This is a genomic window from Phascolarctobacterium sp., from assembly GCF_030531065.1.
Classification (GTDB): Bacteria; Bacillota; Negativicutes; order Acidaminococcales; family Acidaminococcaceae; genus Phascolarctobacterium_A.
Genome location: NZ_JAUNOQ010000015.1, coordinates 40,411 through 54,810, shown reverse-complemented (window position 1 = coordinate 54,810; position 14,400 = coordinate 40,411). Strand labels below are relative to the sequence as shown.

Sequence of the window (14,400 nt, the reverse complement as noted above, 5' to 3'; positions counted from 1 at the left end):
ATATTAATTTATAGAAGCTGTTTTTTCGCTTCTGAATATATTATACGAGGAGGATTTAATGTGATTAAATTAAAAAGCTTAGTTATATGTGTATTTATGATGTTTATTTGTGCTACAGTTTTTGCCCAGCAAAAAGTGGCGATTTTTTTGGAGGCTCCTTTGACCTTTTGTAATGATGAAAAGGTACACACCATGGTGGACGAAAAGGCGCAACTTATTTTCACTAAAGATAAATTTGATATTCTGCCGTTGAGCGATAGCTTATCGGCAATCCAACTATATCGGGAAGAGCACGATATGGCTTCCGTGGTTTCCAGCGGTTGGAGCGGTTATGCCGTGCCTATGAAGAAAGAAAACGTGCAGGAAATTGGCAAGAATCTTGCTTGCGATTATGTTTTCTTTGTTCGTTTAACAAACGACGTTCCACGTTATTCCTCTGGTTTTATGAGCGTAACTGCCAAGACAAATATTACTTGCGACGCCAGGGTAATGAATGTTGCTAAGGGCGAATACACTTTTATGAAGCAGATTCTTACGGAAGGAAAGAGCACCGCTATCTACATGGGAGCGCCTTCTTTTGAAAAAGCTTATTTTAGAGCGTTTGAAAAGGCTTTGAAAGATATAAAAATTGATACTAATAAAATTTAGGAAGGTGGACGAAGAAATGAAAAACATTCAGCTTAAAAGACTTGCTGCCGCCGTCATATTAGGTTTATGCGTTAATGCGGCAATGATTCCTGAAAATGTATATGCTAATAATATGGAAACGGCAGTTAAGCAGGACATGCGGGGAAACGTAAATTGGACTAAAGGCTCCCAAGCAAATGTTACTGCCCTTGGCATCGGCCTGCCTCCTGAAAATGCCGGCGCAAGGGGAACAGCTTTGGCGCGCAGGGCTGCGATTGTAGACGCATATCGCAGCTTGGCAGAAACAATCAATGGCATTCAAATTGACGGCGATACGGTAATGGAGGATTTGACTATTGCCAGCGATACCGTCAGGGCACAGGTAAGCGCCTTGGTTAAAGGTGCAACTATTATTGACGAGGGCAGCAATTTGGATGGGAGCTATTATGTGGAAATGAGCGTTCCTTTATATGGAAAAACAGGAAGCTTGGCGGCGATTGCTTTTCCGCAGATGAAAGCGGGCGATAAGGAGCAAGCTGCTTCGGCTGTTGGTCAGACATCGTTATCGGCGCAGGAGGTTGGGGAACTGCGGAAAGTGGCTTATACAGGCGTAGTAATAGACGCCAGCGGCTTGGGGTTGAGTCCTACTTTTTCTCCTGTGATTTATGATATTAACGGCCGCGCCATTTATGGAGTACGGAATATTGATAGAGATTTAGCGATTTCACAGGGAATGGTGGAATATTCCAATGACCTGCAAGCTGCGACCGGCGGCGATACGCGCGCTGGGGAAAATCCGTTGGTGATAAAAGCGCAGTTGGTTAAAGGCGGAAAAAATTCTATCAATAAGGTGAATGTCGTTGTCTCTGTAGAGGACGGGGATAGAATTTTGATTGCTGATGAAGAAACAGCTGTATTAAATAATGGTTCTGTAGTATTTGTAAAGTAAATTATTGATGCGGCATTCTATTATTGACTGGTGGTATTTACCGTACTTCTTTCTTCTACCTTGACAAACGCCGCGCAGTTTTATATACTATGTGTTAAGCTGAGAAGAAGAGGAGTAGCCTGCAAGCTTAGCGAGCCGTGAGGGTGCAAGACGGCAAGAGCGGGCGAAGGCGCTTTGGAGCTGTAAAAGCATATGGATTGAGGCGGGCTGCATTTTGCAGTCAAGCAGGGTGGAACCGCGGAGTTCGCATACAGGCATCTCCGTCCCTGTAACAGTAAGTTACCGGGACGAAGGTGCTTATTTTATTTGCCGCAGGGCAGCTGGTAAGCAATCGTCTTTGTAACAACAATTTTGCATACTGATAGTAGGAGGCAGAACATGGATTTTCAAACAATTATTTTGAAGCTGCAAAAATTCTGGGCTGAGCAGAAGTGCATCATGGCGCAGCCCTACGATGTGGAAAAGGGCGCGGGCACGATGAACCCTTCCACCTTTTTGCGCGTACTGGGCCCCGAGCCTTGGCGCGTGGCTTATGTAGAGCCGTCCCGCCGTCCGGCGGATGGCCGCTACGGCGACAACCCCAACCGTTTGTTCCAGCATCATCAATTTCAGGTTATCGTGAAGCCTTCTCCTGAAAATATTCAGGAGCTGTACCTGAGAAGTTTGGCCGAGCTGGGCATTCATCAGGAAGAGCACGATATCCGTTTTGTAGAGGACAACTGGGAATCTCCGACCTTGGGCGCCTGGGGCTTAGGCTGGGAGGTTTGGCTGGACGGCATGGAAATCACCCAGTTCACTTATTTCCAACAGGTGGGCAGCATCGACGTAAAGCCAGTAACCGTAGAAATTACCTATGGCCTGGAGCGACTGGCAATGTATATCCAGGGCGTGGAAAATGTTTTCGATATTAAATGGGTGGACGACATTACTTACGGCGACGTGTTCCATACCAACGAGGTAGAACAGTCCTATTATAATTTCCAGGTAGCCGATACGGCGCTGCTCTTCGATTTGTTTGATAAGTATGAAGCAGAGGCCAAACGCGTTATCGAGCTGGGATATATCCGTCCAGCTTACGATTATGTGCTGAAATGTTCGCATACCTTTAACCTGCTGGATTCCCGCGGCGCTATCAGCGTCAGCGAGCGTACCGCTTATATCGGCCGCGTGCGCGCTATGGCCCGCCTGTGCGCCGCCGCTTATGTGGAGCAACGTGAAAAAATGGGCTTCCCGCTGCTGAAGAAAGGGGAGGAAAAATAATGGAAAAATTACTTTTTGAAATTGGCACCGAAGAAATTCCCGCAAAGTTTATGCCCGGTATTTTGGCGCAGCTGCAGGAGATGGCCGCTAAAAAGATGGGCGAGCTGCGCATTCCCTTTGAAGAAGTAAAGGTGTACGGCACTCCGCGCCGCATGACTTTCATCGCCAGCGGCGTTGCCGAAACGCAGGCTGACAGCACGGTAGAAGCTAAAGGCCCTTCCGCAAAAATCGCTTTTGTCAACGGCGCTCCTTCTAAGGCCGCTTTGGGCTTTGCCCGCGGTCAGGGTGTGGACGTTAAGGATTTGGTTGTCCGCGATAATTATGTTTACGCCGTTAAGCATTTGGCCGGCGCTCCGGTTAAGGATTTGCTGCCGGATTTGCTGCTGGATATTCTTACCAGCCTGACTTTCCCCAAGAATATGCGTTGGGCAGATCACGAATTTAAATTTGTGCGTCCTATCCGCTGGCTGGTAGCTTTGTTTGGCGACGAAGTTATACCTGTGGAAATTACCGGCGTTAAGTCCGGCAAATTCAGCCGCGGCCATCGTTTCCTGCGTCCTTCTGCAATTGACGCCGCTAAGGAACACGAGTCGGTGCTGGACGCCGCTAAAGCTGTTTTCGATAAAGCGGCCAGCAAAGTTAAAAATTCTGTGGCTTCCGCAGTTATCGGCACTTACGGCGCGGTAGAAATTCCTAATGCCGACGCTTACGAAAAAGTTCTGTACGATAATTTCGTCATGGTCGACCAGGACGCACGCCGCGAGGTGATTCGCCAGCAGGTTATCGATTTGGCGAACGAGCAAAACGGTAATGCGGAAATCGACGAAGATTTGCTGGAGGAAGTAAATTATCTGGTAGAATGGCCCACTGCTTTGTGCGGCGATTTTGAAGAGAAATTCCTGGCTTTGCCTAAGGAGTGCATCATTACCCCGATGCGCGAGCATCAGCGTTACTTCCCTGTTTTGGCGGACGACGGCAGCTTGATGAATAAATTTATCACCGTGCGCAACGGCGGCAAGGAATACCTTGGCATTGTAGCTCACGGCAATGAGCGCGTGCTGCGCGCCCGCTTGAGCGACGCCGAATTCTTCTTCAACGAGGATCGCAAGCAAACGCTGGCCGACCGTTTGGAAAAACTCAAGACCGTTTCCTTCCAGGAAGGCTTAGGCAATATGAACGATAAGAGCAGGCGTCTGGTGCAGGCTTCCACCATGTTGATGATGGCGTTGAACGCTAAAGTGAATAAAGAAGAATTGGATCGCGCCGCGCTGCTGTGCAAATGCGATTTAGTAACCGGTATGGTTGTAGAATTTACCGAGCTGCAGGGCGTTATGGGCCGCGAATACGCTAAGCTGGACGGCGAGCTGGAGGCTGTGGCGACGGGCATTTACGAGCATTACCTGCCGCGCTTTGCCGGCGACGAGCTGCCCGGGACGGACATCGGCCGCATCGTAGGCATTGCCGATAAGCTGGACAATATCTGCGCAACCTTTAGCCGCGGCTTAGCGCCGACCGGCTCGCAGGATCCGTATGCGCTGCGCCGTCAGGCTTTGGGCATTATAAATATTCTGCTGGACGCTGATTACCATGTTTCTCTTTACAAGGTTATCGCCGGGGCGCTGTACCTGCTTAACATTGCGCCGGAGCAGACCGGCAAGCTGGTGCCGCAGATCGGCGAATTTATGAAGCAGCGCCTGCGCAATATGCTCATCGACCAGGGCATCCGCTACGACGTGGTGGACGCTGTGCTGGCGGAAGAACGCAACGATGATTTTGCCGACCTGTACGCCCGCGCCGTCGCGCTCAATAAATTTGTGGCCAGCGAAGAAGCGCCCGCTGTAATTCAAGCCGCTACCCGCGTAGCAAATCTGTGCAAAAAAATAGAAACGGAAACCGCCATCAATCCGCAGCTTTTTGAAGCCGAAGCGGAAACTGCGCTGCATAATGCAGTTCAGAGCGCCAGCAAGGAGGTCTTGGCCGCGTCCGTGAAATACGATTACGCGAGCGTGCTGGCGGAAGCTGTGAAGCTGGTTGCGCCCATCAATAAATTCTTTGACGACGTTATGGTTATGGCCGAGGACGAAAAGGTGAAGAATAACCGCTTGGCGCTGCTGTCCGCAGTGAAGGATGTGACGCATGCGGTGGGCGATCTTAACGCTATCGTGCAGTAAAAGCGTTATAAGCACCATTATACTTCGTCACAGCTTGTAAACGATCAATAAAAGGAACTTCATAAAAACGGTACGGCTTTGCGGCTGTGCCGTTTCTTTTTATGTGCCGCCGTGTTATAATTTTAGAAGAAAAATTATGATTTATTAGGAGCGTGGCTATAGATGAAAATGCAGATACCCGTAAAACAGGGCGACAGTATCGCCGTGCAGATTACCGGCTTGGGAAGCAACGGCGAGGGCGTGGGCAAATACGAAGGCTTTACCGTTTTTGTAAAAGGCGCGCTGCCTCAGGAAACGGTGCAGGCTACAATTACGCTGGTCAAAAAAAGCTATGCCGTAGGCCGCTTGGACGCCGTGCTGGAGGAGGCGCCGGAGCGGGTGGAGCCTGTTTGCCCCGTATATCAAGAATGCGGCGGCTGCCAGCTGCAGCATTTAAGCTATAAAGGCCAGCTGAAATGTAAACGCCAACAGGTGCAGGACGCTTTAAGCCGCATTGGTCATGTGGACGCGGAGGTGCTGCCGGTTTTAGGCGCGGCCAATCCCTGGAATTACCGCAATAAAATGCAGTTTCCTGCGGCCGTCAACGCCGAAGGCACGCTGAGCATCGGCTGCTATGCTGCGGCAACTCACAGCGTGGTCGATACGGACGGTTGTATGATTCAGCAGGAGGCCAATAATCAGGTGCTGCTGACGGTGCGCAAATGGATGCGTCGCTTTGGCGTCAGCGCTTACGACGAAAAAACGGGCAAGGGGCTGGTGCGCCATGTGATGGGGCGCGTAGGCGTACACAGCGGGCAGGTGATGGCAGTGCTGGTGACTTCCGCTTACGATATACCTCATCGCAAGGAGCTTATCCAATGGCTGACGAAGTATGTGCCAGGCTTAGTGAGCGTGGTGCAGAATATCAATAAGAAGCCGACAAATGTGGTTATGGGTAGCAAAACGCGGGTTTTATACGGCGACGGAAATATTAAGGACAGCTTGGGTGCGATAAGCTTTAATATTTCGCCTCAATCTTTTTTTCAGGTGAACAGTGAGCAGGCGGAAAAGCTGTACAATAAGGCGTTGGAATTTGCCGCTTTGAGCGGCGGCGAAACAGTGGTGGACGTGTACTGCGGTACGGGTACGATTTCGCTGTATCTGGCCAAGCACGCCAAAAAGGTATACGGTATTGAGATTGTGGCTCCGGCCATCGAGGACGCTAAGAAAAACGCTTTGGAGAATAAGTGCGGCAACGCGGAATTTATTTTGGGCGACGCGGCGGCGGAGCTGCCGACGTTGCTGGCAGGCGGCGTGAGCCCGGACGTGATTGTGGTTGACCCGCCCCGCGCGGGCTGCGAGGAAAAGGTGCTGGCCGCTATGGCGGGCGTAGAGCCGCAGCGCATTGTCTATGTGTCCTGCAATCCGGCGTCGTTAGCTCGCGATTTAGCTTTTTTAGAGCAGCACGGTTATAAGGCGCTGGTGGCGCAGCCGGTGGATATGTTCCCGATGACGAATCATGTGGAGACGGTAGTACTTTTGTCCAAACTTAATGCCAAGCAGCATATCGAGGTGGAGTTGAATCTGGACGAGCTGGATTTGACAGCGGCGGAGAGCAAGGCTACCCATGACGAGATTAAGGCGTATGTGCTGGAGCATAGCGGCTTGAAAGTCAGCAGCCTGTATATCGCACAGGTGAAGCAGAAGTGCGGTATCATTGAGAGGGAAAATTATAATAAGGCGAAGGCTGAGAATTCCAGGCAGCCCCAGTGTCCGTTGGAAAAGGAAAAAGCGATTATAGATGCATTAAAGTATTTTCAGATGATTTAATGAGCTATTTGACTTTAAACAAACTCAGATAAATTTACAATAATATTACTCTGCTGGAGTAGCCAGTCCGAAAACTCATTCGGGCTGGCTTCTTTCTTTTTCACAGCCTGTTTCCGCTGCAAGGCTTCTTTTTTGAAAGTTTCAAAAGCAGCCAGCATTTCTTCCGGTTTATCAGCAGGAAATCCGGGTGTTTTCTTTGCCTTATTGATTTTATTTCGCCAGTTCTGACATTCATTCTTATAACACAGGTCATAATTGTTTTTCCTGGCTCGTTCATCAAATTCACGCTTGTTCTGAAGGGACTGTTTTTTGCGGCATTTATCGCTGCAAAGCTCATACCGCTGGCTTTTGGCAAGGAACACTTTCCCACAGATTTTACATTTCAGGAAATAGAGTCCCCAATCGTTCAGCCGATTTAGGTAATAGGTAATCAGCGGATACACAGACTCATCAGGAGAACATCAAACTGGTTGAGGGAACAAAAAGCTGGCTGCGTTCCCCGGAGCGGAAAGCGTCCCAAAAGGAACGGGATTATGCGCTGGCGAGGCTGGACGGGGTAATCGGGAAAATCAAAAACGCCATGCAGACTACGCTGGATAAGCTCAAAAAGAAGCTGTTGCAGCCGGAGGTCAAGCAGCCGGTCACGGAGCAGATCAAAGAGCGGGCCAGAACGTCCATTATAGCGAAACTGAAACAAGGCCGGGAGGACGTTGCCCGGCGGGATGCAGAGAGGAAACAGCGTCCAATGAAAAAACACGAACAGGAATTATGAGCGGCATCACCATCTCCGTTTTGGAATGGCGGTGCCTTTTTCTTTGGAAGGGAGTGATTGTATGAATGTATTTGAAGCGGTCAAGGAGGCCGTGACCACAAGGCAGGCGGCAGAAGCCTATGGGATTCCGGTCAGGCGCAGCGGCATGTGCCTCTGTCCGTTCCACAACGACAAAAATCCCAGCATGAATGTGGATCGGCGGTACCATTGTTTTGGCTGTCAGGCGGACGGCGATGTGATCGATTTCACGGCGAAACTGTTCGGGCTGAGTGTGAAGGAGGCGGCCTTGAAACTGGCGGCGGATTTTGGTGTCAGCTATGACGCCAGAGGGCATGACCCGCCGATGAAAAAGCCGGTCAAGCCAAAAATCAGAGAGGAGCTGCGGCAGCGGCAGGCGAAACAAAGATGCTTCCGAGCCTACGTCGGTTATCTTCATCTGCTGGAGGACTGGAAAGAGCGGGATGCCCCCAAACCGGAGGATGTGGAGTGGCATCAGCTGTTTGTAGAGGCGCTGCCGCAGACCAACAACATCAAGACCATTGTCACGCTGGAGGACAAGATCGACATTGAGCGGAAAGGCGTGCAGAGCGTTCAGGGAACACTGTATTCCCGGTTTGCCTGCTTTGTCAATGGCAGTCTCCACGCACTTCATGATAAATCCAACGGCTTTTACCGCAGGCAGCTGCTTCTGACCACCAGAGAACAACCGGCAGACAGAAAGGACGATCCGTTTCTGATCGACAAACTGAGGACAGAGCGTGACGGCATTTTCCTGTGGGCTTTGGAGGGGCTGCACCGGCTGATAAAGAACAACTATCAGTTTACCATCAGCCAGAGGACGGCGGATAATCTGGAAGCTGCTATGGAGTAGAGAAATAATATCCTGTCGTTCTTGAAATCAGAGGGGTACTTTGAGATCAAAGCAGGAACCAAATGCAAATCCATGGATTTCTATAAGGTCTATATGCGCTGGTGCCCGGATAATCTGGAAAAGCCGTTTGCGGCGGCTACGTTTATCCACCATCTGAGGGATCACCAGAAGTCATTGGGAATCATCTATGATGATAAATGTATCGGAACAAACCGAGGCTTTCACAACGTGGACTTGAATCCATTTGTGCCGGTAGATGCACCCTTCCCCTGGGATTAAAAAGCTGGCGCTGAAGTGAAAATAGCCCGCTCACTCTGCTCATCGTGCGCAGAACGGTGCAGGGGGAGCAGGGGTTTTGAGAGTTCAGTCATAACATATAATCAATTTATGGAGGTAAATGCCTATGATAGATGAGTGAAGCGGTTTTGCAGACCTGCTGGCCACACTGATTGAGAAGTATGCTTCGGAATTGGATATTGAGAATCTGCCTGCACCGATAGTATAGCCTGGCGATCAGGACAGCATGGCAGCAGATAAAAAAGATTCTGATTTCAGGCCGGAAGCAGTTGCAGACAAAATTGCTGCACGATATAATAGACATGATATAAGTGTCCAAACAAGAGAATGGAAGCTGTTTGCTCCATTCTCTTGAACATAGAAAATGCAATCAGAAAGGAGAGTGAACAAATGGCGGATGATAAGAATAGAGCGGATCAGAGCCAGGGCGAGATTGTAATTTACCAGGCTGAAGATGGACTCACAAAAGTAGAATGCCGGTTTGTAGACGAGACAGTTTGGCTGACACAGCAGCAGATGGCAGAGTTGTTTCATACATCCAGAAGCAACATCGTAGAGCATATCGGACACATCTATGAAGAAGGCGAATTGGATGAGTCTTCAACCTGTCGGAAATTCCGACAGGTTCGTATGGAAGGCAATCGGCAGGTAACAAGGGAGCTTCCTTTTTATAATCTGGATATGATTATTTCCCTTGGTTACAGAGTGAAATCTCTGATTGCTACGCAGTTCCGCAGATGGGCTACCGAGCGACTCAAAGAGTATATGATCAAGGGCTTCACGATGGATGATGAACGCTTGAAAAATCTGGGCGGCGGCAGCTATTGGCATGAGTTGCTGGAACGGATTCGGGATATTCGCTCCTCGGAAAAGGTGATGTATCGCCAGGTATTGGATTTATACGCAACCAGTGTGGATTATAACCCCAGAAGTGCAGAATCCATAGCGTTCTTCAAAATGGTGCAGAACAAGCTTCATTATGCAGCGCATGGACATACGGCTGCTGAGGTCATCTATGAGCGGGCCGATGCTGATAAGCCGTTTATGGGGCTTACCACCTTTTCCGGCGATTTTCCAACAGCAAAAGATATAGGGATCGCCAAGAATTATCTGACAGAGGAAGAGCTGCGAGTACTGAATCAGATGGTATCCGGTTACTTCGACTTTGCTGAGGTACAGGCTATTCGCCATCGGCTCATGTATATGAGCGATTATGTGGAGCAGCTGGACAACATCCTGCGGGTCACCGGAGAAGAAGTGCTGACTCATGCAGGGAAAATCAGCCATGCACAGGCGATGGAAAAAGCAAAGGCGGAATATAAACGCTATCAGACACAAACTCTTTCCCCTGTCGAAGAAGAATACCTACAGACAATTAGACAGTTGGGAGAAGCTGCAAAGATGGAGGTAAAAAAACAAGCTGACGGTTCTGATTTGCATGAAACGCAGAAACAGGATTGATAGATGTTGTCTGACCTGCATGATATGAGGATGATGAGATGAAGAAAGAAAAGATAAAAGTTTACACATATACCAGAGTTTCCACTACTATGCAGGTGGACGGCTATTCTCTGGATGCGCAAAAGGCCAAGATGAAAGCCTACGCAGATTACAACGATTATGAGATTGCTGGCGAATATGAGGACGCTGGCAAGTCCGGCAAAGCCATTGAGGGGCGGGCACAGTTTGGCCAGATGATGGAGGACATCAAATCCGTAAAGACGGCGTATCTTATGTGCTGGTGTTCAAATTGTCCCGCTTCGGCAGAAATGCGGCGGATGTGCTTTCTTCCCTTCAGGTGATGCAGGACTTTGGCGTCAATCTGGTGTGCGTGGAGGATGGCATTAATTCTTCCAAAGACGCAGGCAAATTGATGATTTCTGTCCTGTCTGCGGTTCAGGGATGTATGGGAACAAAAGTATCAAGCACAAGAAAGATGGCACCAAGTATAAAGACTTTTATTATTACGGATGCAAACATCGCTCCATGATTCGTGGGCACAAGTGCGATTACAAAAAGCAGATTCGGGAAGAACTTTTGGACGATGCTGTGGCGGAGGTCATTGTAAAGCTGGTGAGCAATCCGAAGTTTGCTGCCATGATGCAGGAAAAGATCAATAGGAAAGTAGATACTGCCGCCATTGACCAGGAGATTGCAAATTACGAGAAACAGCTTCGCCAACATTATTCTATCAAGGCAAAGCTGGCGGAGAAAATTGATTCTCTTGATCCGGATGACTGGCACTATGTACGGCGTAAGGCAGACCTAGATGACCGCCTTTACAAGATGTATATAAGATCGAAGATACCGAATCTCTGTTGATTGCGGCCAGAGCCAAAAAGCAGGCTGTTGAAGCTGAGAAACTGACCGGAGACAATATCTATAAAGTGTTGATTTACTTTGATAAGTTGTATGATGCCATGAATGAGCAGGAACAGCGGCAGATTATGGAGGTATTGATTTCCGAAATCCAGATTCATGAGGAACGGCAGCCAAACGGCCAGTGGCTGAAATCTATCAAGTTCAGGCTGCCTGTCATCGAGGAATATATGAATATCAGTTTGGACAATGAAGAACAAGTCGAGACAGTAGTGCTGTTAGAAAAAGCAGATGCGCAGAGCTGAATATTTTCTCGCGCTGCGAAATGAAGCGTTTGCATGTGCGTCCGCAATGCAGCTGGATTTATAATGAAGAAATTTAAAGAAGGATAAAGGAATTGAAGATGACTAATGAATTTGCAGCTTTAAAGGTGTGCGCCCATACGCTGGCGCAGTTGAATAAGATGGGCGTTAAAAAGCCGATGCCCGTACAGGAGCAGGCGATTCCGGCGCTGTTTGCCGGGCGTGACGTTATTGCCCGCGCACAGACCGGAACCGGCAAAACGCTGGCCTTTCTGGTGCCTTTGGCAGAAAAGATTGACGCGGCGAAGCCCTATGCGCAGGCTTTGGTGATTACGCCGACCCGCGAGCTGGCGCAGCAAATTGCCGCCGAGCTGAAGCGCGTGCTGGGCGAAAGCCCGGTCAAGGTTTTGGCCGTTACTGGCGGCCGCGATTTTGAAACGCAGAAGTATAAGCTGGAGGGCCGCAGCCATGTGCTTATCGGCACGCCGGGGCGCTTGCTGGACCATATCCGCAAGGGCAATACGGATTTGGGCGGCGTAAAGTATTTGGTGCTGGACGAAGTGGACGAGATGCTGGAGCAGGGCTTTATGAACGAAGCGCTGGATTTGATCGCCATGACTGCGCCGGAGCACCAGACTATGCTGTGCAGCGCCACGCTTTCCGAAGAAGTGCGTAAGCTGGGGCGCAAGCTGACGAAAAACAGCGCGCTTATCGACATCAATCCGGATAAAGCGACGGTGGATAAGATTAAACAGATTTGCTTAAAAACTACCGACGAATATAAAAAACGTGCGGTGGCCGCGCTCATCGACAGGCTGAACCCGTATCTGATGATCGTTTTTTGCCAGAGCAAGGAGCGCACGAAGGAGCTGGGCGATTGGCTGGGGACGCAGGGCTATAATACGGATGTGCTGCACGGCGAAATGTCGCCCGCTAAGCGCAAGACGGTGATGAAAGCTTTTCGCGACGCCAAAATCCAGATTCTGGTAGCCAGCGATTTGGCGGCGCGGGGGTTGGACGTGGAGGGCGTGACCCACGTTATCAATTACGATATTCCCCATGATGTGGATTGGTACGTGCACCGCATCGGTCGCACGGGACGCGCGGGCAACGACGGCGTGGCGATTACCTTATATACGCCGGAGGAAGTGAAATGGCTGCGCAATATTGAAACTAAGCTGGGAATTTTGCTGGAGCGGCAGAATTTGGAGGGCGAAACCGTGGCCCGCCGTGTGAGCGGCGCCGCGCCGAAGGCGAAGAAGCCCGCCGGGCCCAAACGCGGACGCAACGCCGTGGCCGATAAGCGCAAAGCGCCTAAGACAGGCAGCAACCGCCGCCAGGGGCCGAAAAAATAAAAAGTAAGTAAAGTAATACTCCTGGAGTTGTTTTTAGCTCCAGGGGTTATTTGCATATTCAATAAATTTGTGTTAAAATCATATTTAATGATAAAAAGCTCTGAGAGAGTTTGTAGGGAGTGTAGGGTTTGAAATTTAAAATTACCATGCCCAGCGGTTTGATCTTTGATTTTACCAATATGTTCGGCGAGAACCGCCTGCGGCAGGACGAGGTGGCGCAGGCCATCGCCGAATGCGGCGGCCGGGCGGATGCCGCGGTGAGGAGCATTCGTGCCGAGGGCGTTGCGAAAAATCATTTGTCCAAGGATGGGACGCCGGAGCATGTATATTTTACGAGAATGCCTTATGTGGCGGAGGGCAATCCTAATACCGAGGCTTCTATTATTAAGCTGTTGAAATACAGCAAGGCTCTGCGGCGGCAGGACGTAGTAGTTTTTTTGGGCGTGGGCGGTTCCTATTTAGGCAATAAGGTGTTGTTCGACGCTTTCGGCGGCTGCCATTGGAATACCAACAGCACCATGCGTCAGGGACAGCCGCGCATTTATTTTTCCGGCAATAATCTGGACCCGGTGGACTGCAACGGTTTGGTGTACGAGGTGGAGCGCCTGGCAGCCAGGCATGTAGAACGCGGGCAAAAGCTGAAGGTGATGCTGGTGCCGATTTCCAAATCGGGAACGACGCTGGAAACTATTTCTGCCTTTACCTATTTCTACGACGTATTCCAAAAAGACCTGGATATCGAGCTGGATTGTACTGTAGTTACCGATTTAAACGCCGATATGGAGCAGGCGCCGCTTTTGCAGCTGGCGCAGCGTTTCGGCTGGGAGCGCTTCGATATTAAGGAAGGCATCGGCGGACGCTTCTGCGTCATGACCGATCCCGGACTGGTGACGATGGCCGCTTTGGGCAGCGATATCGAGGAGTTTCTGCGCGGTGCGCGGGAAATGGACCGCTTCTGCCAACAGGCGGAGCTGGAGGAAAACCCGGCGCTTTTAAACGCGCTGCTGAAATATATGGCTTACCTTAAGGGCCGCGAAATAGAAGTCTTTATGCCCTACAGTATGCATCTGAAATCCTTGAGCGAATGGTATGTGCAGCTTTTGGCGGAATCCCTGGGCAAACGCTACGACCGCAACGGCAAAATAGTCAACTACGGTAGAACGCCCATCGTGGCTGTGGGCACGACGGATATGCACGCGCAAACCCAGCAGCACCAGGACGGGCGTTTAAATAAAGTGGTACAGTTCCTGGAGATTGCTAACCCCGAGGAAGAAGCGGTTATCCATAATCCCTTTGCCGACGTGCCCTTCTTCAAAAAATACGACGGCTTGGATATGAATAAGGCGCTGAAGGTAGCGCTGGCGGCTAACGAAGCGGCCTTGAGCAGCGATAACCGTTATAACGCCAAATTCACTTTGCCCAAGCTTAACGAATATTATTTGGGCCAGATGATGTACTTCTTAATGCTCAGCGTGGCCTACGAGGGCGAGCTGGCGGACGTGGACGCTTACGACCAGCCCGGCGTAGAGGTTTACAAACGCATTATGAAAGCGCAGCTGTAAATTGTCCTTCTGTTTTTGGTTTATAAATCCATAATGAAAACGCAATCGTAAAATTGAAAATCCCCTTGCAAACAGAGCGGAGGTTCTGCTTGCAAGGGGATTTGCT

Annotated in this window: 11 protein-coding genes and 2 pseudogenes; 12 read left to right on the top strand and 1 reads right to left on the bottom strand. The window is 49.9% G+C overall.

The genetic code is table 11. The annotated features are described in order from the left end of the window. The 5 genes from Q4E64_RS09700 to rlmD form a co-directional block, all read left to right on the top strand. On the top strand, positions 1-648 hold a 648-nt coding region (locus Q4E64_RS09700), incomplete at its 5' end, for a hypothetical protein (protein WP_303167687.1). Positions 649-664: 16 nt separating this feature from the next. Further along, entirely contained in the window at positions 665-1,576 is a 912-nt protein-coding gene (locus Q4E64_RS09695) for an LPP20 family lipoprotein (protein ID WP_303167686.1), read from the top strand. 378 nt (positions 1,577-1,954) lie between these two features. Further along, on the top strand, positions 1,955-2,836 hold the full coding sequence (gene glyQ, locus Q4E64_RS09690; RefSeq protein ID WP_303167685.1) for a glycine--tRNA ligase subunit alpha: 882 nt from the start codon (positions 1,955-1,957) through the stop codon (positions 2,834-2,836). Then, positions 2,836-5,007 (top strand): glycine--tRNA ligase subunit beta, encoded by a 2,172-nt coding sequence (glyS, locus tag Q4E64_RS09685; RefSeq protein WP_303167684.1) that lies wholly within the window; start codon positions 2,836-2,838, stop codon positions 5,005-5,007. The genes glyQ and glyS overlap by 1 nt, the downstream gene beginning before the upstream one ends. Positions 5,008-5,169: 162 nt before the next feature. After that, the gene (gene rlmD / locus Q4E64_RS09680; RefSeq protein ID WP_303167683.1) at positions 5,170-6,816 is read left to right on the top strand and encodes a 23S rRNA (uracil(1939)-C(5))-methyltransferase RlmD; all 1,647 of its coding nucleotides are present in this window, start codon (positions 5,170-5,172) and stop codon (positions 6,814-6,816) included. Between the two features lie 14 nt (positions 6,817-6,830). Here the strand turns inward: rlmD and Q4E64_RS09675 are convergent. Continuing rightward, positions 6,831-7,262: pseudogene (locus Q4E64_RS09675) on the bottom strand (hypothetical protein); the annotation flags it as partial. 134 nt (positions 7,263-7,396) lie between these two features. Between Q4E64_RS09675 and Q4E64_RS09670 the strand changes: the two are divergent. The 7 genes and pseudogenes from Q4E64_RS09670 to Q4E64_RS09625 all read left to right on the top strand — a co-directional run bounded on the left by Q4E64_RS09670 (position 7,397) and on the right by Q4E64_RS09625 (position 14,294). Continuing rightward, complete coding sequence (locus tag Q4E64_RS09670) at positions 7,397-7,588, top strand: hypothetical protein (RefSeq protein WP_303167681.1); 192 nt, start codon at positions 7,397-7,399, stop codon at positions 7,586-7,588. Between the two features lie 61 nt (positions 7,589-7,649). Further along, positions 7,650-8,459 (top strand): CHC2 zinc finger domain-containing protein, encoded by an 810-nt coding sequence (locus tag Q4E64_RS09665; protein ID WP_303167680.1) that lies wholly within the window; start codon positions 7,650-7,652, stop codon positions 8,457-8,459. A gap of 72 nt (positions 8,460-8,531) precedes the next feature. After that, entirely contained in the window at positions 8,532-8,738 is a 207-nt protein-coding gene (locus Q4E64_RS09660) for a hypothetical protein (RefSeq protein WP_303167679.1), read from the top strand. 408 nt (positions 8,739-9,146) lie between these two features. Beyond that, on the top strand, positions 9,147-10,217 hold the full coding sequence (locus tag Q4E64_RS09655; RefSeq protein ID WP_303167678.1) for a virulence RhuM family protein: 1,071 nt from the start codon (positions 9,147-9,149) through the stop codon (positions 10,215-10,217). 38 nt (positions 10,218-10,255) lie between these two features. Further along, a pseudogene (locus Q4E64_RS11500) lies at positions 10,256-11,380 on the top strand (recombinase family protein). A gap of 98 nt (positions 11,381-11,478) precedes the next feature. Then, the gene (locus Q4E64_RS09630; RefSeq protein ID WP_303167673.1) at positions 11,479-12,732 is read left to right on the top strand and encodes a DEAD/DEAH box helicase; all 1,254 of its coding nucleotides are present in this window, start codon (positions 11,479-11,481) and stop codon (positions 12,730-12,732) included. A gap of 146 nt (positions 12,733-12,878) precedes the next feature. Beyond that, entirely contained in the window at positions 12,879-14,294 is a 1,416-nt protein-coding gene (locus tag Q4E64_RS09625; protein WP_368501565.1) for a glucose-6-phosphate isomerase, read from the top strand. Positions 14,295-14,400 lie beyond the last annotated feature (106 nt).